Raw genomic sequence first — 22326 nt, 5'->3', positions numbered from 1 at the left:
CTACACTTTAAGATTCTTCGTTAAACAAATCTACTTTCTTCAACCATTTGGTTTTCTTGTCAAATAAAAACATATCTAAAATTAAAAACAACAGCCCAATACCTACAAACCATTGAAATTGGTCTTTATAATCAGAAAATTGTTTTGTCTCAAATTCATTTTTTTGTGCATTTCCAATAATCTTTTCAATGGCTTCTACTGGATTTTCAGTTTTATTACCATCAAAATATTGTCCGTCAGAAGCATCAGCAATTCCTTGTAAAACATCAGGTTTTCTTTGAGTGATTACTGTTTCTCCCATTCTATCTTTTTTATAACCAATAAGCGCGCCATTTAATTTAATAGGAATTGGGCCTCCTTTTTCAGTTCCTACACCTACTGTATATACTTTAACACCTTCGTTGGCGATGTTTTGAGCAACTTGCTTAGTTTCTTCTTGATGATCTTCACCATCTGAAATAATGATTAAAAAACGATTAGTTTGCTCATCGTTATCGTAATAAGTGTTTGCTAGATTTAAAGCTTCATTGATAGCTGTTCCTTGACTAGAAACCATATCTGGATTGGCGTTTTGCAAAAACATTTTTGCAGCAGCATGATCGGTGGTAATAGGTAGTAAAGGATAAGCATTACCTGCATAGATAATAATACCAACTCTATCACTTCCTAACTTATCAATAGTTTTAGATATAATTTGTTTTGCTTTTTCTAATCTGTTAGGAGCAATATCTTCTGCTAACATACTTTTAGAAACGTCTAAAGCAAACACTACATCAACACCTTCTCTTTTAACGGTTTTTAGTTTTGTTCCCATTTTAGGGTTAACTAATGACAGAATTAAAAACGATAATCCTACTAAAAAGAAAACAAGTTTTAATACTGATTTAAAGGTTGATGTGTTTGGTGCTATTTTAGATAAAAGAGCTGGATTAGCAAACTTTTTTTGAGTTCGTTTTTTCCACCATAAAACTAATAGGAAAACCACAATTATTACAGGAATAATTGCAAAAAGATAAAAATATATTGGTTCTTCTAATTTGTACATCCTTCGGATAGTTTAATTGTTGATACGTTTAATCGTTTAACTGTGATTTTCGTAAAGAATTCAACATGTTAGAAATTTTGTATATGGTATTTCTTAATTTTAAATAGTCTTCTTCATTTAAAAAGTTTAAATCTCTTGAAACAATTAATTGACTCAGAACTTCCATTGTTGAACTATATGCTATAGATGTAAAATGAGCTTTGTCTTTGTTTGTTATTCGTGTTGTTCCTTCTGCTAAATTAGAAGAAATAAAAACAGAGGCTCTTCTTAGTTGGTTTGTTAAACCAAACTTTTCTGAATCAGGAAAATTTTCTGTAACAGAATATATTTTTTTAGAAAGCTTAACAGCTTCTTTCCAAACTTCTAATTTTTCAAAGGAGAAAATATACATTTTTAACTTTTAAACAGTTTAACAATTACACAGTTTTATATAAAACTTTTAAATACTGTATTTTTTAGGGTGAACTCTAAGAGTAAAAATATTCCTGCTAGAAGTACTAAAAAACGATATTTTTCAGAGTAATTATAATACTTAAATTCTTCGATTTTAGTTTTTTCTAACTTGTCAATCTCGTCGTAAATTTCTTTTAATTTGGTGTTGTTAGTTGCTCTAAAATATTTACCGCTAGTTTCATTGGCAATATGCTTTAGTAAATCTTCGTCAATTTCAACTGGTTGATTTTTAAATGAAATTTTTCCCGTTCTTGGGTCTTTAGCCCAAGGGAAAGGAGCCATTCCGTTAGTTCCAATACCAATAGTATAAACCTTAATTCCGTTTCCTTTTGCTAAATCAGTAGCAGTCTTAGGGTCAACAAAACCAGCGTTATTTACACCGTCTGTCAATAAGATAATCACTTTACTTTTGGCTTTGCTATCTTTTAGTCTGTTAACCGCAGAACCTAAGCCCATTCCAATAGCTGTTCCTCCTTCTAGTTGTCCCCATTTAATTTCTGAAATGGTTCTTTTTACAATAGATTTATCACTAGTTATTGGAGTTTGTGTAAAACTTTCTCCTGCATAGACTACAATACCAATACGATCATTTGGACGTCGGTTTATAAAGTCAGTTGCAACTCTTTTTAAAGCTTCCAGGCGGTTTGGTTTAAGGTCTTTTGCTAACATACTGGCCGAAACATCAACAGCCATTACAATATCAATTCCTCTATTCGTCTTTGTTTTTTTACTAACAGCTACATTTCTAGGGCGTGCCAAAGCAACTATTAAGCAGGTTAATGCCAATAATCTTAAGAGTTGTAATAGGGGTTTTAGTTTAGGTAAAATTGAACCTTGCACTTTAAAACCTCTAGTGCTTGGTATTCTAAGCTGAGCACTATCCTTTTTTCGGGTATAAAAACTCCAAAAAGCTAATAAAGGAATTAATACTAGCAACCATAAAAACTCGGGACTATGAAACTCGAAATTATTCCACTTCATCATCTTCTTCTTGTTTTTTAGGTTTTAAATTGTCTATTATAAGCTTAGCATCTTTTCGATCTTCCTCTATTTCGTGCGATAAAGGCTTAGACTTTGCAAATTTTACTAAGTCAGACTCTTGTAACAGTCCCTTTAATTTGTCAATAATTTCCCTAGATGTTTCTATTGATTTTGTGTCATTGAAGTCTTTTAAAACGTCAATTAGTTCATCAGTAGTACTCTCTAAGGCTGGGACATGTAACTCTCGTTCAATATAACCTCTTACAATGTCTGTTAATTCACTGTAATATTTTTTAACCTGATTGTTTTGCCATAGCAGTTTTTTGTCAAGCTCCTCCAGTTTTTGTATTGCTTCTTCATATGGAGGTAACAAAGGAATAACAACCTTTTCTTCTTGTTCTTTTTTCTTTTTGAAAACAAAGAAGTAGAGTAGTAGAGCTATAATAATAAAGGCTATTACAACCCACCAGATGTATTGTTTGAAATCGTCAAACTGATATGGTTCTCCCTTAATTCCTTTAATAGGAAATTTTTTAATTTTAGTAGTGTCAATAGGAATAGTAGCTACGTTAACTAGTAAACTATCGGTTAAATAAGCTTGATTTCTAATGAATATTTGTTGTTGCGGAATGTAAAAAGCACCGCTATCAAAACCTGTTAAAATATACTTTCGGATGAGTTTGTTTTCAATAGTGTCGATTTTGAGTGTATCGATAACCTCTAATCCTTTTAAGTTTTCTAGTTTAGGAATGATAACATTTTCAGTTTCATCAACAGATATTTTATATTGAAACTGTTCTCCAATTCTGATGTTTGTTGTGTCAATTTCTGCTTTTACCTGAGGTTGTTGTGCAAAGGCAAAAGAAGTTAAAAACAAGCATATGTAAAGTAGTTTGTGTCTCATTATTTGTTCTTATCCTTTTCGTTTAAAATAACCTAACAATTTTCGTACGTAACTTTCATCAACTCTAGTGCTTATAGTTCCAGCACCACTTTTAGTAAAAGAGGTTTCAAAATAATCAGTTAAACGCAAGGCGTTAGCCTTATAATGAGTTCTAACTGATTTTGAACTCGTATTAACCAATTGAGTTTTTCCTGTTTCAGCATCCATCATAGGAACCATTCCTAAATTAGGGATTTCCTCATCATGTCTGTCATATACACGTATACCGGTTACATCATGTTTATTGCCAACAATTTTTAACGTACGTTCATAACCATCATCCATAAAATCAGAAAGCATAAAAACAATTGCTTTCTTTTTCATGATGTTGGATAAAAATTTGAGAGCTTCACTGATATTAGTTTGTCTACTTTTTGGTTGAAACTCGATAAGCTCACGGATAATTCGTAATACGTGACTTTTCCCTTTTTTAGGAGGAATATACAGTTCAACTTGATCAGAAAACAGAATTAACCCGACTTTATCGTTATTTTGAATAGCAGAAAAAGCCAATGTTGCGGCAATTTCTGTTACAGTATCTTTTTTAAATTGTTCAGAAGTACCAAAAAACTCAGAACCAGAAATGTCTACTACCAACATCATGGTAAGTTCGCGTTCTTCTTCAAAAACTTTTACATAAGGTTCGTTGTAGCGAGCAGTAACGTTCCAATCAATAGCCCTGATATCGTCTCCATATTGATATTGACGTACTTCAGAAAAAGTCATACCTCTACCTTTAAAGGTTGAGTGATATTCTCCTCCAAAAATATGATTAGACAACCTACGTGTCTTTATTTCTATTTTTCGAACTTTTTTTAGTAACTCTTTTGTATCCATGTTTTCAATTGTCAGTTAACAGTTATCAATAATCAGTAAAGTGTTTTTGGCTGATAATTGCTCATTGATAATTGATTAAGGTACTTGTACTTCGTTAATAATAGAATTGATAATATCTATAGATGTAATGTTTTCAGCTTCTGCTTCATATGTAATACCAATTCTGTGGCGTAAAACATCATTTACTATTGCTCTAACATCTTCAGGAATCACGTATCCTCTTCGTTTGATGAAAGCATAACATTTTGCAGCTTTTGCTAAAGCGATACTACCACGAGGAGAAGATCCAAAACTGATAAGAGGTTTTAATTTTTCTAAATTATATTTTTCAGGATAACGAGTTGCGAAAACAATATCTAAGATATATTTTTCGATTTTTTCATCCATATAAACCTCATTAACTACGTTACGAGCTTTTATAATCTGGTCTATAGAAATTACAGGGTTTATTTTTTGAAAACTTCCGTTTAAGTTTTGACGCATAATAAGTTGCTCGTCTTGTAATTTTGGATAGTCAATTACAGTTTTTAACATAAAACGGTCTACCTGTGCTTCAGGAAGCGGGTAAGTTCCTTCTTGTTCTACTGGGTTTTGAGTGGCCATTACCAAGAAAGGCTCATCTAATTTAAAAGTTTCATCTCCAATAGTAATTTGACGCTCTTGCATTGCTTCTAATAAAGCAGACTGTACTTTAGCAGGGGCACGGTTGATCTCATCAGCTAATACAAAGTTGGCAAAAATAGGTCCCTTTTTAATAGAGAAATCATTTTCCTTTACATTGTATATCATAGTACCTACCACATCAGCAGGTAATAAATCTGGAGTAAACTGAATACGACTAAAGCTTCCGTCAACTGCTTTTGAAAGTGTGTTAATTGCTAAGGTTTTTGCAAGCCCAGGAACACCTTCTAATAAGATATGTCCATTTCCTAAAAGTCCAATTAGTAATCGCTCAATCATGTGTTTTTGACCCACAATTACTTTGTTCATTTCTGTAGTTAATAAATCTACAAAAGCACTTTCTCTTTCTATTTTTTCATTGATGGCTCTTACATCTATATCCATAGTAATTGAAATAAATTAGAATTTATATGAAACAAAGCTACAATAATAGTGTTTTTTTAGTTGTTAAAAGTTGGTTAAACCTTGTATTTACAAGCAGCAAAGTATCCTTCTTTAAAGTTTAGTTTCTAGTGAGTGTGTTTATTTGACTGAAAATAAGTTGTTTATAATTTGCTTTTGTAAATAAAAAAAATGAAATTTAGCTTCTACTAACTTTAAACTTAAATTTTATGAAAAAAATGTCATTTAGCAAGACACTGCTAATTAACGCACTTATTTTCTTGTTTTCTAGTTTTATTTACGGACAAACAATAAAAGGGAAAATAGTGGGCGTAAATGGAGAAAGTATTCCTTTTGCAAATATTATAGAAAAAGGAACAACAAATGGAACCACTTCCAATGAGAGTGGTGAATTTAGTTTAAATGTAAAAAAACTTCCGACGGTAGTTATAATATCTTCTTTAGGGTTTGTTACTATAGAAAAAAACGTAGTCAATACAGATACTTTCATACAAGTAACATTACGAGAAGATTCAGATGTTTTAGAAGAGGTGGTAATTTCGGGTTTAGCATCTACAGTAAAAAGAAAAAATTTAGCAAATTCTGTAGCTACTATTTCTGCTGAAAAACTAGCAGGGGTAGCTCCTCCACAAACACTAGACGGTGCTTTAGCAGGGAAGTTTACAGGAGCTGTGATAACCTCAAATTCAGGAGCGCCAGGAGGAGGGCTGTCTGTAAAGCTAAGAGGTATTACATCAATAAATGGTAATTCCCAGCCTTTATATATTATTGACGGTGTTTATGTTGATAATAGTAGTATTTCTTCAGGAGGACTAAATACAGTTTCTCAAGCTTCAACTGGTGGTAATGCCTCTTCTCAGGATAATGCTACTAATAGGATTGCGGATATTAACCCTAATGATATAGAGAGTATAGAAATATTGAAAGGGGCTTCGGCTTCAGCTATCTATGGATCGAGGGGGGCTGCTGGAGTTGTAATAATAACAACTAAATCAGGAAAAACTGGAAAAGCCAGAGTAAATTTTTCACAATCTGTAGGGTTTAATGAAATAATTAATTTACAAGGACAAAGAAAATGGACAGAAGAATTGGTTGAGTCTCAGTTTCCAGGAGAAGGGGTGCTTTATACAGCAGCAAAAAATGCAGGAAAATTAAGGGATTATGAAAAAGAGTTATTTGGAGAAAAAGGAATAATAACAAAGACTAATTTAAGTTTGTCGGGAGGGTCAGAAAAAACAACTTACTTTGCAGGTTTTTCTAGGAGTCAAGAAAATGGAATTGTAAAAAATACAGGATACGATAAGACTTCGGTAAGGTTGAATTTAGGACATCAGTTAAATGAAAAAATGAAAATATCCTTATCAAGTAATTATATAAATTCTTCAGCCGACAGAGGTTTTTTTAATAATGACAATTCAGGAGCGACTATTGGCGTGGCTCTAACAGCAACAAGACCTTGGGATTATTTATTGCCAGATGCAAATGGTAATTATCCAGATCACCCTAATAATTCTTCAAACCCTCTTCAAACAAGAGATTTAATGACAAATAATGAAAGAATTAAAAGATTCATTGTTGGTGGATCTTATGAATATGACATATATAGAAATGATAATTCAAGTTTAAAGTTTGTGGCTAAAGCAGGTACTGATCATTACACACTTACAGCTACTGTGATATTTCCCAAAGAATTACAGTTCATGAGGCCTGATAACGGTGGGATAAATGGTCTTACTGCAATTAGTAATACGGTAAACACAAATTCAAATTACTCAGCTTTTTTAGTGCATAATTTTAATACAAAAAACGATCTAAGATTCACTACGCAAGCAGGTCTTACAAATGAACAGTTTTCTCAAAATGTAGTAAGAGTAACGGCGACGGATTTAATTGCTTCAGAAACGAATGTAGATCAAAGTGCTAATCAAAATGTTAATCAATTTAGATTAGAACAAGAAGACTTTGGATTTTATGTTCAAGAAGCTATTAATTATCAAAACAAGATAATTGCAACTTTAGGTATAAGAGGAGATAAATCAACAAATAATGGAGATCCGAACGAATTGTTTTATTATCCAAAAGCATCTTTAGCCTCTAATTTACATAATTTTAAGTTTTGGGGAGAGAAAAAAGGATTCAATAGACTGAAATTGAGAGGGGCTTACGGTGAAGCAGGAACTTTTGCGGCATTTGGTTCTCTATATACTATATATGGAAATACTTCAATAGATGGGAATGTAGGTATTGTTGTGCCAATAACTAGAGGAAATGCTAAGATAAAACCAGAAAGACAGAAGGAATTAGAAGTCGGTTTTGATGCAGGTTTTTTAAATGACAGACTGTCTTTAGAATTTACATATTATAAGAAGGATGTAGAAGACTTGTTGTTAACAGCTAATACTGAACCATCAACAGGATATACTACTGAATGGGTGAATGCAGGAGAACTTCAGAATAAAGGTTTTGAAATAGGGTTGAATGCGAAGGTTTTTGATTCTGAGGATTTTACATGGGATTCTGGAGTAAGTTGGTATAGGAATAGGTCTAAAATGACTATGTTGAATGTTCCAACATTCAATCTTGGGGGATTTGGTAATAGCTTAGGGCAGTTTCAAATTGAGGAGGGAAAAAGTGTAACTCAAATTGTAGGAACTACTGGACCAGGAACACCTGTAGTAAAATTAGGAGATGCAGAGCCAGATTTTCAAATGTCATTTAATAATACTTTAAAATATAAGAATATAAGCTTATCATTTTTATGGCACTGGAAAAAAGGAGGCGATAATATAAATTTATCTAAATTATTGTCAGATTTTGGAGGAACTAGTAATGATTATGATGAAATTACTTTGGATCCAGACGGAGTTATACCAAATGGGACCTATAGGATTAATAATGGTTTGTTTGCTGGTAATGCAAGACCTTTTGTAGAAGATGCTTCTTATCTAAGACTTAGAGAGGTAGGGTTGTATTATAGTTTTGATAAAGAAGTATTAGATAATGTTTTTAGTGGAGCAGTTTCCAGTTTAAAAATTGGTTTTTCTGGAAATAATTTAGTTAATATTTTTGATTATAATAGCTATGATCCAGAAGTGTCTAACTTTGGAGGAAATGGGCTTTCTACTGGGGTTGAGGTGACTCCTTTTCCATCTTCTAAAAGGTATATGTTTCATCTATCAGCACAATTTTAATTTTAAAAAAAGTATAACAATGAAAATAGCAAAAAAAATAGGTATAGTAACTTTAGCAATAACCTTACTAGGACTTATATCATGTCAGTTAGATGGGGGAGAAAGTTTAAATGGAGCAAGTACAGGGTCTATATCTTCGGATTTATCTAGGGGAGAGCTGCCTCAAGCTGTTTCAGGGGTTTTGTCGGATATGAGAGTTCGTCTAGCTACACAGGTTGATGTACAGAGTATATTAGGTAGAGAGTATTATTATTTTACAAATTCAGATCCAAGGTTTGAAGGTGATGTTGTTACTGGAAATTTAGATAATAACACTTTTTATACTACCGCTCCTTGGGGTGCAAGGTATGCAGCTATAAAGGATATTAATTTAGCTTTACAAGGATTGGAAAATACTACATCTGACTTTTCAGCTGAAGAAATAGCAGCTACTAGAGGGGTGTTAAATACATTAAAGGCTCATGAATTTTTAATGCTGTCAAATAATCAAGCAGGTAATGGAATACGTTTAGATGTTAGTGACCCTGATAATTTGGGACCAATTGTTGATTATACAAGTGCTTTGACAGCAATTTTTAATCTATTATCAGAAGCAGCAACGGATCTTGAAAATGGTGGTTCTGATTTTCCGTTTGAATTAGGGAGTGGATACACTGGTTTTAATACACCTTCTTCCTTTTTAAAGTTTAATAAAGCTCTCAATGCCAGAGTAGAGGCATATAGGGGAAATTACGCAAATGTTTTAACCTTATTAGCTGATTCTTTTATTGATATGAATGGAGATTTAAACCTTGGAGCATATCATACTTTTTCATTAGCAGGGGCAGATTTAGCTAATCCATTATTCATAGCATTAAATCAGGAAGCAAATGTAAGGGTTGCTCATCAAAGTTTTGTTGCTGATGCTGAGGCAAATGATAGTAGAGTTGATAAAGTTGTGTTAAGAGATAGTCCGAGAGAAGCTTCAGGTTTAATAGGGACTCATGATGTATGGATTTATCAATCTAATACTCAAAGCGTGCCAATAATTAGAAATGAAGAATTAATATTGTTATATGCAGAAGCAAATATGGTTAGCTCGCCAAGTGATGCTTTAATGGCAATCAATGTCATTAGAAATGCAGCAGGATTGGCAGCGTACACAGGAGGAACTTCAGAAATGGAATTAACTAATGAAATTTTAATGCAGAGAAGATATTCTCTTTTTGGTGAAGGGCATAGATGGGTTGATATGAGAAGATTTAATAAGTTGGATGAATTACCTAACGATAGAAGTACTGATAATGTACCTTCAGCAGTACCAATACCAGCAAATGAAAATATTTAGAGTTAATATTTGAATTAATTATAAATTAAAAGGTTGAGATAGTAATATTTTTCAACCTTTTTTTATGGTCTATTTCTTTATTGTTATAAGGTTTTTGGATAAAACTCAATAAGTAAAAGAACAATTCAATAATTAAAAATTAAGCATAGAATCATATGATTACAATGAGTTTGTCAAGTCTTCACAATAGAGTGTTATGAAGTACTGAAAGAATAATATGCTTAAAATAGTTGTAAGTAAATGTGTTTAGAAGAATAGAGTATAAAGAGATTTTAGATATAAGATACTTTTAAGAGCTCTAATTTTCTTATGAAGTACATAAGATTGTTTTGCTGGTATTGATAAATAGTAGTTTTTGTGTTAATGTGTTGGGTGTGATTTAATTACGAATATGTTTGTTGTGAGATTTAAATATTAGTATGTTTATAGTAAATTAACTTTTTTAACATAAAAAATAAAATAGCAATATGATTATGGAACAAAAAACGAAATTATTTGTTTGTGTTTTATTGATGTCGTTCACATCAATGATTGGTCAGACGATAAAAGGAAAAATTACAGATATGAATGGAGTACCTCTACCTTTTGTAAATGTAATAGAGAAAGGTACTACTAATGGTGTAACAACTGATGATAATGGAGAATACTTTTTAAAAGTAGGTCAGTTACCTGTTACGGTTATAGTTTCTTCAGTAGGATTTAGAACGAAAGAAGTAAAAGTTACAGATGGATCTTATCTTACAATAGTAATTGAAGAATCAAGTGAATCCTTAGAAGAGGTGGTAATTGTAGGTTCTCGTAATAAAGGTAGAGTCGCAATAGATTCTCCTGTAGCTATTGATGTGTTAGATGTTTCTGAGCTTACTGAGTCAGCACCTCAAGTTACAGTGACAGAAATTCTAAATTATGCAGCACCGTCTTTTAATTCCAACCCTCAATCAATTTCAGATGGTACGGATCATATCGCGCCAGCTGCTTTAAGAGGATTAGGTCCAGATCAAGTATTAGTGTTAATCAATGGGAAAAGACGTCATAAAACTGCTTTGGTAAACGTAAATGGTACTTTTGGTAGAGGTTCGGTGGGAACAGATATGACAACAATTCCATCAATTGCTATTGAAAGAATTGAAATTCTTAGAGATGGTGCAGCTGCTCAATATGGTTCTGATGCTATTGCAGGAATAATAAATATTGTCTTAAAGAAATCTACAAATAAGTTAGAAGTTAACTTAACAACAGGTGCTAATTTTACAAGTAAAAGTAGCCCAGAGAGAGATATAGATGGAGAAAAATTAAATTTAGGGTTAAATTATGGATTACCAATTGGCAAAGATGGAGGGTTTATAAATTTTACTGGAAATTTTGACTTTAGAGGATGGACTAATAGAATGCAAGAATGGGAAGGTTCAATATTTAATGCTTACAACTCTATTGAAAGAGTTGCAGCAGCAGATGGGTACAATATTTCAAATCTATTAGATGATGATTTAGATGATATTTTTAATTATGCAGGCGATGCAGGAATTACATTGAATGGTACTGAAACAAAAGAAGAATTGCGAACAATTTTAGGAGCTGATGTTACTGAAGCAGAGTTGTTAGCTCGTGGCTTAAAAAGAAGTGATTTTAACATGAGAGTGGGGCAGTCAAGGGTAAGAGGAGCGCAGTTTTTTGCAAACATGGAAATTCCGTTAGGAAATGAAACCTTTATTTATGGGAATGCTGGTTTAAGTTATAAGAATGGTAATGCAGCAGGTTTCTATAGATTACCAAATCAATCTAGAGCATACACACCAGCATATATGAACGGATTTTTACCAGAGATAAACTCTAATATTCAAGACAAATCGTATGCGGTTGGAATAAAAGGAAAGTTAGGTGATTGGAATGTAGATTTTTCAAATACATTTGGTAGAAATGAGTTTACTTATTTGATAAGTAATTCAAGCAATGCATCTTTAGGTAATTCAACGCCTTTTGAAGCGAATTCAGGAGGGTTTTATTCAAGCGAAAACACAACAAATATTGATCTTAGTAAGTTTTACGAAGATGTAATGTCTGGTTTAAATATAGCTTTTGGTGCTGAATATCGTTTAGAAAATTATGGTATTGTAGCAGGAGAGGAAGCGTCGTATGCGAGATATAATACATTGGGTAATGTACATGATCCAACAGATCCTGATTCAATGGTTCCTGAAGATTTTTTTGGTGAACCAAGACCAGGAGGTATTCAAGTGTTTCCTGGGTTTAAACCAGAAAATGAAGTAAACTCATTCAGAAACTCTATAGCTGGTTACATAGATGTAGAAGCAGATTTTACAGAGTCTTTTTTATTAAGTGGAGCTGTACGTTATGAGAATTTCTCAGATTTTGGAGGTACTTTAAATGTAAAAGTAGCATCTAGGGTAAAAGCTTCTAAAAACTTTAATTTAAGAACTAGTTTACAAACAGGGTTTAGAGCACCATCATTACATCAAATATCTTACAGTTCAACCAGTACCTTGTTTGTAGATGGTATACCAAATGAAGTTGGGGTATTTTCAAATACTTCGAGAGTTGCAAGGATTTTAGGAATAGGTAAATTAAAAGAAGAAACTTCTTTTGGGTTTTCTGCAGGATTTACAGCAAAAGTGCCAAGTGCAAACTTAAAGTTTACGGTTGATGGATATCTTATAAATATTGATGACAGAGTAATATTAACAGGGAGTTTTGATGATAATGGAGACGCTGAGTTGGAAAGATTGTTCCAACAAGCAAATGCTACACAAGCAGCATTTTTTGCAAATGCTGTAGATACTCAAACAAAAGGAGTAGATATTGTTGTTGATCACAAAGCAAATCTTTCTGACAAGATGAGGTTAACTAACACTTTAGCGTTTACATTTTCGAAAACGGATGTAGAAGGTGTGAATATTCCTACAGCTATAAAAAATGCAGGATTGTCTGATACTTACTTTGACCCAACAAGTAGAATTTATTTAGAGTCTTCGGTTCCTACAACAAAAGGGAATTTATCACACAATTTAAGTGTTAATGACAAATGGAGTATCTTTTTAAGAAATAGTTATTTTGGAGAAGTTGAAGAAGCAACTAACAGTAACGATCCTTCTATAGATACTACTTTTGGAGGAAAAGTAATTACAGATCTTTCTTTTGGATACAACTTTAATAAGAGCTTGAGTTTAACATTAGGAGCAAATAATTTATTTGATGTTTATCCAGATGAGAACGATCCCGCTTTTAGATCTAGTGGACGTTTTATCTACTCAAGACGTTCTGTACAGTTCGGAACTAATGGTAGGCATTTATTTGCAAGATTACATTTTGTATTAGATTAACATTGGAATAATTCATAAAAAAAGCACCTCAAAAAGGTGCTTTTTTTATTGTTTATATTCTTTTAAAAATAGTTTATCGTTTTCAAGAACCGCATAGGTATAATACTGAATCCAATCCCCCGTATTAAGGTAAACACTGTTCTCTTTAAGTTGAATTTCTAAAGGAAGATGTCTGTGTCCAAAAACAAAATAATCGTAGTGTTTAGCTTCTAATTTACGTTTACAATATTGTACTAGCCATTCATTGTCTTCACCTAAAAATTTAGCATCCTCATCACCAGATATCAATTTATTTTTAACCGACATGTATTGTCCTAATCGAACACCCAAATCTGGATGTAGCCAACGAAACATCCATTGAAATAGCGGGAATGTAAACACTTTTTTCATGCGTTTATATCCTTTATCCCCAGGACCTAATCCATCACCATGACCTATTAAAAATAATTTATCATTGATTTTAAATTCTTGAGGTGAATGAAATACAGGGATATCTAATTCCTTTTCAAAATAATCATGCATCCATAAATCATGATTTCCAACAAAAAAGTAAATCGGAATACCACTATCTTTTATTTCAGCAAGTTTACCTAAAACACGAACAAAACCTTTAGGAACAACAGTTTTATATTCAAACCAAAAATCGAATAAATCACCTAGAATAAAAATTGCTTCAGCATCTTTTTTAACTTCGTTTAACCATGTTACAAACTTTTGTTCACGAGGAAAACTAGCTTCAGAAGTTGGAGCTCCTAAATGTTGGTCAGAAGCAAAATAGACTTTTTTATTCTCAGAAGTATTGATTGAAATCAAATCGTAAATTTTGGTAAAAATAAGTATTTTACCTAGAGTTTACACAAACAAATTTTGGCTACATTTGTTTTCGTATTTACAAAAACTCTTGTTGATGAATCCATTTGATGATGCCTACTTTATGAGAAAAGCTTTACAAGAAGCTGAGTTAGCTTTTGATAAAGGAGAGGTTCCTGTTGGTGCAGTTATTGTTTTTAAAGATCAAATAATAGCAAGAGCACATAACTTAACAGAGTTGTTAAATGATGTTACCGCACATGCAGAAATGCAAGCGTTTACTGCAGCAGCAGATTTTTTGGGTGGAAAGTATTTAAAAGACTGTACTTTGTATGTTACGCTAGAGCCTTGTCAAATGTGTGCGGGAGCGAGTTACTGGGCGCAAATAGGTAAAATAGTGTACGGAGCTAGTGAACCTAAACTTGGTTTTTCTGTTTTACAAACTAAAATACATCCAAAAACAAAAGTAATATCAGGAGTTTTGGAAGAAGAGTGTGGATTTTTGTTGAAGAAATTCTTTATTGAAAAACGCAACTTAAATTGACGATAGTCATTCAAAACTTGTTTCGATACCTTATAAAAAGAAATTAAAACAAAGTCTGTTGTTTGGCTCCACTTTCGTGTTCTAATAACCATTTTTTACGCCAAACACCACCAGCATATCCTGTTAATGAGCCATCAGAACCAATAACTCTATGACATGGAATTACAATCCAAATAGGGTTTTTACCATTGGCAGAAGCTACAGCTCTAATAGCCTTCACGTCGCCTAATTGTTTGGTCTGTTCTAAATAGGTTCTGGTACTTCCAAAAGATATGTTTAATAATTCTTTCCAAACAGATTGTTGAAAGGTTGTTCCTTGTGGGTTCAATTTTAGGTTGAAATCTTTTCTAGTACCAGCAAAATACTCATTTAGTTGGGTAATACATTCTTGTAAGCAAGCTGGAATTTCCTTTGAGGAGCTGATTGTGGTTGAGGTATCATCATCCAATACAGAAATGGATTGAATTCCGTTTTCATCACCTTCTATTTTGGCAATTCCTATAGGAGTTTTATAATATGTGGTCTGTAGGTTAGACACCAAAAACGTCTTTAGAGTTCTGTGTTGTAATTTCCGAAATTTCATCGAAAGTCAATCCATAAATATCTACCAATTTATCCACAACATTAGTTATATAGCTGCTTTCATTACGTTTACCTCGGTATGGAGTAGGAGCTAGGTAAGGAGAATCAGTTTCTAAGACAATGTGTTTGATATCAATTTGATTTAAAAATTTATCAATCTTTCCATTTTTAAAAGTCGCTACACCACCAATTCCTAATTTCATGTTGTATGAAATTGCTTTTTCAGCTTGCTCTAAGGTTCCTGTAAAGCAGTGAAAAACACCAAATAAATCCTCTCCTTTTTCAGTTTCTAATACTTCAAAAATTTCATCAAATGCATCACGACAGTGGATTACAATTGGTAATTTTTTTTCTTTTGCCCACTGAATTTGCGTACGGAAGGCTTCTTGTTGTTGTGGTAAAAAAGTTTTGTCCCAATATAAATCGATACCAATTTCACCAATCGCATAAAAATCACGTTTATCTAACCATTCTTTTACATGTGCTAATTCTTCTTGGTAATTCTCTTTTACCGAAGTAGGGTGCAATCCCATCATTAAAAACACATCGTTTGGATAGTTCTTTTCTAAATCGAACATGCGTTCAGTATAAGAACTATCAATCGCAGGAATAAAGAAACGAGAAACGCCAGCTTCTTTAGCACGTTGTATCATTTCGTTTCTGTCTTCGTCAAACTGACTTGAATATAAGTGGGTGTGTGTATCTGTAATCATTTATTGCCGTATCTTTACGAGACAAAAGTACAAGAAATGGCAAGTTTGAAAAAAGTATTACGAAAAAAGAAATACATTAAAATAAAACTCAAAAAAATGATAACAAATCATTTAGAGTTAGATGCGGAGATAAATGGTGTTAAAGGAAGGTTTATTTTAGATACAGGGGCTTCTAATTCGTGTGTTGGGTTAGATTTAATAGAGCGTTTCAAGCTTATTTCTGAAGAAAGTGAAGTAAAAGCTGCTGGAGCAGGAGCGACGGATATGGAAACACATAAGTCAGGAAATAATTCTCTTAAAATAGGAAAGTGGAAAGCGAATGAGTGTGATTTAGTATTGTTTGATTTAACGCATGTAAATACAGCTTTAAAACAACATGATGCTGATGAGGTAGACGGAATTATAGGCGCAGATATTTTAGAGCAAGGAAAAGCTTTTATTGATTATAACAAAAAAGCATTGTATTTAAAGAAGCTTAAAAAGAAAAAAGTTAGAAAATTAAAAGTTCCATTTTAGAGTATAAAAAATCCGTAAGACACGTCTTACGGATTTTTTTATACTTAATTTATTTAAGTTAATTAACTTAAAACTTCTTTAATTCTTTTAATTGCCTCACGTAATTGTAATTCAGAAGCAGCATATGATAAACGAACACAGTTTGGTGCACCAAAAGCTTCACCAGTTACTGTAGCTACATTTGCTTTTTCTAGTAATAACATAGAAAAGTCGTTGGCATCTTTAATTTCTTTTTCTTGGATAGTTTTTCCGAAGAAATCAGAAATATCTGGGAATACATAAAAAGCCCCTTCTGGTACGTTTAGTTTAAACCCATCGATTTCTCCTAATAATTGTAAAACTAAATCTCTACGTTTTTTAAACTCATCTACCATGTATTGTACTTTTTCTGGCGATGCTTTTACAGCTGTAATTGCAGCACGTTGAGCAATACAGTTAGTCCCTGAAGTAATTTGTCCTTGCATTTTAGTACAAGCCTTAGCAATCCATTCAGGAGCTCCAATATAACCAATTCTCCATCCTGTCATGGCAAAAGCTTTAGCCAATCCGTTTACAGTTATGGTACGGTCGTACATGCTTTCAATAGCAGCAAAACTAAACGGTTTTGTTCCGTAGTTAATGTGCTCATATATTTCATCAGATAAGATATAAATATCTGGGTGCTTTTCTAATACTTTAGCTAATGCTCTGTATTCTTCCTCGCTATATATAGTTCCACTTGGGTTATTTGGCGAGTTAAAGAAAATCATTTTTGTTTTTGGCGAAATAGCAGCTTCTAATTGTTCTGGAGTGATTTTAAAATCATTTTCAATAGAAGAAGGAATTTCGGTAAATTTAGCTTCACACAAAGTTGCAATTGCAGAATAGCTTACCCAATAAGGAGCTGGTAATAATACTTCATCACCAGGGTTTAATAATACCTGAGCTACGTTAGCAATAGATTGTTTTGCTCCTGTAGAAACAACTACTTGGTTTGGAACATATGTTAAGTTATTATCACGCTTAAACTTCTCGCAAATAGCTTCTTTTAATTCTACATATCCATCAACTGGAGTGTATGAGTTATAATCTTGATTAATAGCTTCAATTGCAGCATCTTTAATAAAATCAGGAGTGTTAAAATCTGGTTCTCCTAAACTTAAACTAATGATGTCTTTACCTTCAGCTTTTAATTCTCTTGCTTTAGCAGCCATTGCTAAAGTTTGCGATACTGGTAAACTGTTAATTCTGTTTGATAATGCGTTTGACATTGTGTTGTTATGTTGTATGTTGATTTATGCTAATTGCGGTTTTTTTCCTAATTCAGCTAAGTGTCTAAAGTGCTCAATAACTGCTCTACGTGTAGTATTGTATTCGTTGTAAGGAAGGTTAAATTCCATAGCAGTTTCTTTTACAATTTGAGCTAACTTATTATAATGAATATGAGAAATATTAGGGAAAATATGGTGTTCTACCTGATGGTTTAAACCACCTGTGTAAAAGTTGATAAACCAATTTCTAGGAGCAAAATTTGCTGTAGTGTATAATTGGTGAATAGCCCATGTGTTTTTCATATTACCATCTTCATCTGGTAATGGGGTTTTTGTTTTAGGAACAATGTGCGCTAATTGGAAAACCACACTTAAAATGATTCCTGCAGTATAGTGCATCACAAAAAATCCGATTAATACTTTCCACCAAGCAACATTCATCACAGCGATTGGTAATACAATCCAAAGAGAATAATAAATAACTTTAGAAACTACTAATTTAGTCCACTCTTTAGCTGGATTTGGAAACTCACCATACGATAACTTACGCTTTAAATAACTGTGCATTTGTTTAAAATCGGTAGTAATAGCCCAGTTAATAGTTAACAATCCGTATAAAAAGATTGAATAATATTTTTGGAATTTATGAATCCATAACCATTGTGTGTGTTTTGAAAAACGAATAATCCTACCAGCATCCATATCTTCATCATGGTCTTGAATGTTTGTGTATGTATGGTGTAATACATTGTGTTGTACTTTCCAGTTATACACATTACCTGCTAAAATATAAATACTGCTTCCAAAAAGCTTATTTACCCATTTTTTACTAGAAAAAGATTCGTGGTTGGCATCGTGCATCACATTCATTCCAACTCCAGCCATTCCAATACCCATTACAATAGCAAGTGCTAATTTTATCCATTGCGACATATCAACAGTTAAAATTAATATGAACGGAACGATAAACATAGCTAACATAATAATAGCTTTTGAATATAGTTTCCAGTTACCTGTACGCTTAATATTGTTTTCTTTAAAGTAAGTGTTAACTCTTTTATTTAGAGTTCTAAAAAACTTAGCTTTGTCTATTCTTGAGAAGTTTACTGTCTTCATTTGTTGTTTGTTTGTACCGCAAAAATAAACGTTTTTGGTTCACGGTTATTGCTAAAGGTTAACTTTTTAACTAGATTAATATCTTTTACATAAAAATTAACAATACCAATTAGTTTTTTATTTTTGCAGCGGAAAAAATCACTTCATGGAACTTATAAAAAAATACTTTGACAATTTATCAGAAAAGCAATTAGAACAATTTTCTAAGTTGCAAGAACTGTATCAAGATTGGAATTTAAAAATTAATGTTGTTTCTCGAAAAGATATTGATGAATTGTATTTACGCCACGTATTACATTCGTTAGGAATAGCGAAGGTTATGGAGTTTAAAGCAGGAGCCAAAGTAATGGATGTAGGTACTGGTGGAGGTTTTCCAGGAATTCCGTTAGCTATTTTATTCCCAGAAACACAATTTCATTTGGTAGATTCTATTGGAAAAAAGATAAAAGTAGTGAATGAAGTTGCTGAAGGATTAGGTTTACAGAATGTGAAAACGACACATGGACGTGTTGAAGAAGTAGACGACACCTACGATTTTATTGTAAGTAGAGCAGTAGCACAAATGGAAACGTTTCACCGTTGGGTGAAAAATAAAGTGCATAAAAAACAAAATCATGCACTTAAAAATGGAATTTTATATTTAAAAGGTGGTGACCTTACAGAAGAACTTGCGAACTTCCCTAAAGCCACCATTTATAACTTGCCTGACTTTTTTGAAGAAGATTTCTTCGAAACCAAAAAAGTAGTGCATTTACCTATGAAATTCAAAGGTTAATTTTTTACAGTAGAAAACACATAGTGCATTTCAGCTGCAATTTGTAAACTACGCTCTAAGTATTTCTCTTTTTCAGAAGATGTACCGTCGTATAATTTAGGATCTTCATAAGTAATAGGAATCCTTTTATCAGCACTTGCTATAAAAGGACACCCTTCGTCGGCTTGTGAGCAGGTCATGATAGCACAAAATGCTGAGGTAGGGTTAAACGTATCATCATATTTTTTAGAAAAACCTATTATAGAAGGCGTGTTTTCTGCGTACTTAATTGCATAAATAGGGTTTGTACCTTCAGATAATTGCTGAATCTTAAATCCGTTACCTACTAAAGTATCTACAACTGTTGCATTCATAGCAGTAGCTTCTGTTCCTCCTGAATAAGAAAGGACATTTGGAATTTGATAATAAAAAGCCATTGTTTGTGCCCATACTTGCGACAAATGACTTCTTCTTGAGTTATGAGTACAAATAAAATTCAGATTTATGACTTCTTTATTGTTCAGTTTTTCCTGAATGTAACTTACAAGAGGTTGTAAAACTTGTTTTCGCTCTTCTGAAACAGTTGGTAAACTTGAAAGAGTTTGTTGTATTTCAGTAAATAGAGATGAGGTTTGTGTATTCATATTAGCAGCACCCTGAATTTGGTTCACAAGCAGTTTGTTTTTGTAAATCTGATAGTTTTACTCTTGGCTTTTCTGTTGGAATTCCGCAGTTATCTTTCGCTAAACAATCCGTTTGTTTTGTGGTTAGTAAGAAGTTGGTTCCGTCAAAGTCTAATCCATACTTTCCAATAGTACTTCCTTGGTATTCTACTTCAATTTCTAAATCAGGAATATTTAATACTTTTTCTGATAATTCAATAATATGGATTAATTTTTCCGGATGTAAACGATGATCATAATCATTAGCATTCCATAATTGGAAGTTAACTACTTCTTCATTTCTAATTGTTCCACCGCAGTCGATAAAGTTTTTAGTAACTTTTCCTACTTCAGTTACGTGAAAATGATTAGGAACTAGGCTACCGTCAGGTAATTGAAAAGCAATAGTTTTTAATGCGCTTAAATGTTGTTTGATTTCTGATAGTTTCATGGTTATAGTATTTATTGTAATATTACGATTAATGATTCCAAATTTTTTTAGCAACAGCTTTGGTTATTCACGTCAAGGTTTAAAAAAGAAGAAAGTAAGTTTTTTATTTCTTTCCATGTTGATGGATTAATACAATAGCAAACGCTAGTTCCTTCTATAGTTCCTTTAATAATACCAACTTTTTTTAACTCTTTTAAATGTTGCGAAATAGTAGGTTGTGCCAAACCGATTTCATTTACCAAATCACCACAAACACAAGAATTCAATTTGAATAAGTGTTGTACAATAGCAATACGAGCTGGGTGCCCTAACACTTTCGCAATCGTAGCTAATTGATTTTGCTCTTCAGTGAATATTTCAGACTTGGTTAACCCCATTGATTAATTATTATATTGCAATATTACGATTAATAAATAAAATACCAACTATTTTTAATGTTATTTTTTATAAAAAGTTTAATACCAGCGTTTTTTCTTCTTTTTAGAAGCTTCTGATTTTCTTCCTTTTTTGTGTTTACTAACAGTGTTGGGTTGTTTTTTCTTCTTTGGTTTTGCTAGAGGGAATGGATGGTCTTCTACAATTTTTATAGTTCTATCCATAAATTCTTGAATTGCTTTGATGTAAGAAGTTTCATCGGCGCTACATAACGAAAAAGCAATTCCAGATTTACCAGCTCTACCTGTTCTACCAATTCGGTGTACATACGTTTCAGGAATGTTTGGTAAATCTACATTAATTACAGCATCGACTTTGCTTACATCAATTCCTCTGGCAGCAACATCAGTGGCAATTAAAATATTGGCTTTGTTATTTTTGAAGTCTTCTATGGCTTGATTACGCAAGTTTTGCGATTTATCACCATGTACACTGGTTGCTTTATAACCGTTTTTTTGTAGTGTTTTTTCTAACTTATCAACTCCAAATTTGGTACGACGAAATATAATGATGCGTCCTTTTATGGTGTTTCGTAGTAAGTGCAAACACAAATCTACTTTGTGTTTTTTAGGGGTGTAGTATAGTAACTGACCAATGTTTTTAGAAGTGGTTTCCGCAGGTGAAATATCTACTTTTTCAGGATTGCGCAACATCGATTTTGCTAAATCATTTACCTTATCAGGCATCGTAGCAGAAAACAATAAGGTTTGTTTTTTACGCGGACATAACTCTTCTATTTTCTGTACATCGTCAATAAAGCCCATGTCTAGCATTAAATCAGCTTCGTCTAGCACCAATGTTTTTAGTTGTCTAACATCAATACTACCTTGTTTGTGTAAATCGATAAAACGACCTGGAGTAGCAATTAAAATATCAACTCCTTTTGCTAATACATCTTTTTGAGGTTGCGTAGACATACCTCCGTATATAACAGTGCTTCTTAAATTAGTATACTTACTATACGCTTTAAAATTTTCTTCAATTTGAATAGCCAGTTCTCGAGTAGGACTTACAATTAAAGCTTTGATTTTTTTTGCTCTTTTTTCAACATCTTCTTCTTTAGAAAGCCCTTGAATAATAGGCAACGCAAAAGCAGCTGTTTTACCAGTACCTGTTTGTGCAGCTACAATCACATCCTTTTTGTTAAGTACTAACGGAATTACTTCTTGTTGTACTAGCGTTGGTTTGTGGTGTCTTTCTTCGGTAAGTGCTTTTAAGATAGACTTGCTAAGTTGTAGGTCTGAAAACTGCATCAAATATTTTTTTGCAAAGGTAGGCTAAAAGGAGTTATACTT

Annotated in this window: 21 protein-coding genes; 6 read left to right on the top strand and 15 right to left on the bottom strand. The window is 32.6% G+C overall.

Features of this window, described 5'->3' with window-relative positions:
- Positions 1-7 precede the first annotated feature (7 nt).
- From LCI24_RS00325 to LCI24_RS00300, 6 genes are all read right to left on the bottom strand, one after another.
- Positions 8-1045 carry a VWA domain-containing protein gene (locus tag LCI24_RS00325; protein WP_274638639.1) on the bottom strand — a complete coding sequence of 346 codons (1038 nt, stop codon included), beginning with the start codon at positions 1043-1045 and terminating at the stop codon, positions 8-10.
- A gap of 28 nt (positions 1046-1073) precedes the next feature.
- On the bottom strand, positions 1074-1436 hold the full coding sequence (locus LCI24_RS00320) for a four helix bundle protein (protein ID WP_274638638.1): 363 nt from the start codon (positions 1434-1436) through the stop codon (positions 1074-1076).
- Positions 1437-1471: 35 nt separating this feature from the next.
- Complete coding sequence (locus LCI24_RS00315; protein ID WP_274639059.1) at positions 1472-2479, bottom strand: vWA domain-containing protein; 1008 nt, start codon at positions 2477-2479, stop codon at positions 1472-1474.
- Positions 2466-3383, bottom strand: a complete 918-nt coding sequence (locus LCI24_RS00310) for a hypothetical protein (protein ID WP_274638637.1) — start codon at positions 3381-3383, stop codon at positions 2466-2468. The genes LCI24_RS00315 and LCI24_RS00310 overlap by 14 nt, the downstream gene beginning before the upstream one ends.
- Before the next feature lie 9 nt (positions 3384-3392).
- The gene (locus LCI24_RS00305) at positions 3393-4259 is read right to left on the bottom strand and encodes a DUF58 domain-containing protein (RefSeq protein WP_274638636.1); all 867 of its coding nucleotides are present in this window, start codon (positions 4257-4259) and stop codon (positions 3393-3395) included.
- Positions 4260-4334: 75 nt separating this feature from the next.
- Positions 4335-5324 carry an AAA family ATPase gene (locus LCI24_RS00300; RefSeq protein WP_099215163.1) on the bottom strand — a complete coding sequence of 330 codons (990 nt, stop codon included), beginning with the start codon at positions 5322-5324 and terminating at the stop codon, positions 4335-4337.
- Between the two features lie 227 nt (positions 5325-5551).
- Here LCI24_RS00300 and LCI24_RS00295 point away from each other — a divergent pair, with 227 nt between their 5' ends.
- The 3 genes from LCI24_RS00295 (at position 5552) to LCI24_RS00285 (ending at position 13198) form a co-directional block, all read left to right on the top strand.
- Positions 5552-8533, top strand: coding sequence for a SusC/RagA family TonB-linked outer membrane protein (locus LCI24_RS00295; RefSeq protein ID WP_274638635.1), 2982 nt, complete (start codon positions 5552-5554; stop codon positions 8531-8533).
- A 19-nt stretch (positions 8534-8552) separates the two neighbouring features.
- Positions 8553-9860: a RagB/SusD family nutrient uptake outer membrane protein gene (locus LCI24_RS00290; RefSeq protein WP_274638634.1), complete on the top strand. Its 1308-nt coding sequence runs from the start codon at positions 8553-8555 to the stop codon at positions 9858-9860.
- Between the two features lie 473 nt (positions 9861-10333).
- Positions 10334-13198, top strand: coding sequence for a TonB-dependent receptor (locus tag LCI24_RS00285; RefSeq protein WP_274638633.1), 2865 nt, complete (start codon positions 10334-10336; stop codon positions 13196-13198).
- 45 nt (positions 13199-13243) lie between these two features.
- On the opposite strand, the gene LCI24_RS00280 is transcribed toward LCI24_RS00285, so the two are convergent.
- Positions 13244-14011, bottom strand: a complete 768-nt coding sequence (locus tag LCI24_RS00280) for a UDP-2,3-diacylglucosamine diphosphatase (RefSeq protein WP_274638632.1) — start codon at positions 14009-14011, stop codon at positions 13244-13246.
- A 91-nt stretch (positions 14012-14102) separates the two neighbouring features.
- Here LCI24_RS00280 and LCI24_RS00275 point away from each other — a divergent pair, with 91 nt between their 5' ends.
- Positions 14103-14552 carry a nucleoside deaminase gene (locus LCI24_RS00275; RefSeq protein WP_274638631.1) on the top strand — a complete coding sequence of 150 codons (450 nt, stop codon included), beginning with the start codon at positions 14103-14105 and terminating at the stop codon, positions 14550-14552.
- 43 nt (positions 14553-14595) lie between these two features.
- Here LCI24_RS00275 and LCI24_RS00270 read toward each other — a convergent pair whose 3' ends face one another.
- Complete coding sequence (locus LCI24_RS00270) at positions 14596-15090, bottom strand: methylated-DNA--[protein]-cysteine S-methyltransferase (protein ID WP_274638630.1); 495 nt, start codon at positions 15088-15090, stop codon at positions 14596-14598.
- On the bottom strand, positions 15083-15847 hold the full coding sequence (locus LCI24_RS00265) for a TatD family hydrolase (protein WP_274638629.1): 765 nt from the start codon (positions 15845-15847) through the stop codon (positions 15083-15085). Before LCI24_RS00265 ends, LCI24_RS00270 begins: the two co-directional genes overlap by 8 nt.
- Before the next feature lie 36 nt (positions 15848-15883).
- Here LCI24_RS00265 and LCI24_RS00260 point away from each other — a divergent pair, with 36 nt between their 5' ends.
- Positions 15884-16363 (top strand): retropepsin-like aspartic protease, encoded by a 480-nt coding sequence (locus tag LCI24_RS00260; protein WP_274638628.1) that lies wholly within the window; start codon positions 15884-15886, stop codon positions 16361-16363.
- 62 nt (positions 16364-16425) lie between these two features.
- On the opposite strand, the gene LCI24_RS00255 is transcribed toward LCI24_RS00260, so the two are convergent.
- The gene (locus tag LCI24_RS00255; RefSeq protein WP_274638627.1) at positions 16426-17613 is read right to left on the bottom strand and encodes a pyridoxal phosphate-dependent aminotransferase; all 1188 of its coding nucleotides are present in this window, start codon (positions 17611-17613) and stop codon (positions 16426-16428) included.
- A 24-nt stretch (positions 17614-17637) separates the two neighbouring features.
- Positions 17638-18729: a fatty acid desaturase family protein gene (locus LCI24_RS00250; RefSeq protein WP_274638626.1), complete on the bottom strand. Its 1092-nt coding sequence runs from the start codon at positions 18727-18729 to the stop codon at positions 17638-17640.
- Positions 18730-18874: 145 nt separating this feature from the next.
- Between LCI24_RS00250 and rsmG the strand changes: the two genes are divergently transcribed.
- A complete protein-coding gene (rsmG, locus tag LCI24_RS00245; RefSeq protein WP_099215171.1) occupies positions 18875-19504 on the top strand; it encodes a 16S rRNA (guanine(527)-N(7))-methyltransferase RsmG in 630 nt (209 codons plus the stop codon).
- Here the strand turns inward: rsmG and LCI24_RS00240 are convergent.
- The 4 genes from LCI24_RS00240 to LCI24_RS00225 all read right to left on the bottom strand — a co-directional run bounded on the left by LCI24_RS00240 (position 19501) and on the right by LCI24_RS00225 (position 22284).
- Positions 19501-20127 (bottom strand): arsenate-mycothiol transferase ArsC, encoded by a 627-nt coding sequence (locus LCI24_RS00240; RefSeq protein WP_274639058.1) that lies wholly within the window; start codon positions 20125-20127, stop codon positions 19501-19503. The genes rsmG and LCI24_RS00240 overlap by 4 nt on opposite strands.
- Position 20128: 1 nt before the next feature.
- A complete protein-coding gene (locus LCI24_RS00235; RefSeq protein WP_274638625.1) occupies positions 20129-20596 on the bottom strand; it encodes a DUF6428 family protein in 468 nt (155 codons plus the stop codon).
- 47 nt (positions 20597-20643) lie between these two features.
- A complete protein-coding gene (locus LCI24_RS00230; protein WP_274638624.1) occupies positions 20644-20973 on the bottom strand; it encodes an ArsR/SmtB family transcription factor in 330 nt (109 codons plus the stop codon).
- 78 nt (positions 20974-21051) lie between these two features.
- Positions 21052-22284, bottom strand: coding sequence for a DEAD/DEAH box helicase (locus tag LCI24_RS00225; protein WP_274638623.1), 1233 nt, complete (start codon positions 22282-22284; stop codon positions 21052-21054).
- Positions 22285-22326: the final 42 nt, after the last annotated feature.

Source organism: Tenacibaculum larymnensis, assembly GCF_028829235.1.
GTDB classification, from domain to species: domain Bacteria; phylum Bacteroidota; class Bacteroidia; order Flavobacteriales; family Flavobacteriaceae; genus Polaribacter; species Polaribacter larymnensis.
Note: the sequence above shows the minus strand (reverse complement) of the source record. Positions and strands in the feature narration are given on the sequence as shown.

Coding starts and splice junctions, on each gene's coding strand:
- LCI24_RS00285 (WP_274638633.1), top strand. CDS start 10,334: ATGGAACAAAAAACGAAATTATTTGTTTGTGTTTTATTGATGTCGTTC.
- LCI24_RS00305 (WP_274638636.1), bottom strand. CDS start 4,259: ATGGATACAAAAGAGTTACTAAAAAAAGTTCGAAAAATAGAAATAAAG.
- LCI24_RS00300 (WP_099215163.1), bottom strand. CDS start 5,324: ATGGATATAGATGTAAGAGCCATCAATGAAAAAATAGAAAGAGAAAGT.
- LCI24_RS00290 (WP_274638634.1), top strand. CDS start 8,553: ATGAAAATAGCAAAAAAAATAGGTATAGTAACTTTAGCAATAACCTTA.
- LCI24_RS00260 (WP_274638628.1), top strand. CDS start 15,884: ATGGCAAGTTTGAAAAAAGTATTACGAAAAAAGAAATACATTAAAATA.
- LCI24_RS00255 (WP_274638627.1), bottom strand. CDS start 17,613: ATGTCAAACGCATTATCAAACAGAATTAACAGTTTACCAGTATCGCAA.
- LCI24_RS00320 (WP_274638638.1), bottom strand. CDS start 1,436: ATGTATATTTTCTCCTTTGAAAAATTAGAAGTTTGGAAAGAAGCTGTT.
- LCI24_RS00310 (WP_274638637.1), bottom strand. CDS start 3,383: ATGAGACACAAACTACTTTACATATGCTTGTTTTTAACTTCTTTTGCC.
- LCI24_RS00265 (WP_274638629.1), bottom strand. CDS start 15,847: ATGATTACAGATACACACACCCACTTATATTCAAGTCAGTTTGACGAA.
- rsmG (WP_099215171.1), top strand. CDS start 18,875: ATGGAACTTATAAAAAAATACTTTGACAATTTATCAGAAAAGCAATTA.
- LCI24_RS00325 (WP_274638639.1), bottom strand. CDS start 1,045: ATGTACAAATTAGAAGAACCAATATATTTTTATCTTTTTGCAATTATT.
- LCI24_RS00235 (WP_274638625.1), bottom strand. CDS start 20,596: ATGAAACTATCAGAAATCAAACAACATTTAAGCGCATTAAAAACTATT.
- LCI24_RS00295 (WP_274638635.1), top strand. CDS start 5,552: ATGAAAAAAATGTCATTTAGCAAGACACTGCTAATTAACGCACTTATT.
- LCI24_RS00250 (WP_274638626.1), bottom strand. CDS start 18,729: ATGAAGACAGTAAACTTCTCAAGAATAGACAAAGCTAAGTTTTTTAGA.
- LCI24_RS00315 (WP_274639059.1), bottom strand. CDS start 2,479: ATGAAGTGGAATAATTTCGAGTTTCATAGTCCCGAGTTTTTATGGTTG.
- LCI24_RS00230 (WP_274638624.1), bottom strand. CDS start 20,973: ATGGGGTTAACCAAGTCTGAAATATTCACTGAAGAGCAAAATCAATTA.
- LCI24_RS00225 (WP_274638623.1), bottom strand. CDS start 22,284: ATGCAGTTTTCAGACCTACAACTTAGCAAGTCTATCTTAAAAGCACTT.
- LCI24_RS00240 (WP_274639058.1), bottom strand. CDS start 20,127: ATGAATACACAAACCTCATCTCTATTTACTGAAATACAACAAACTCTT.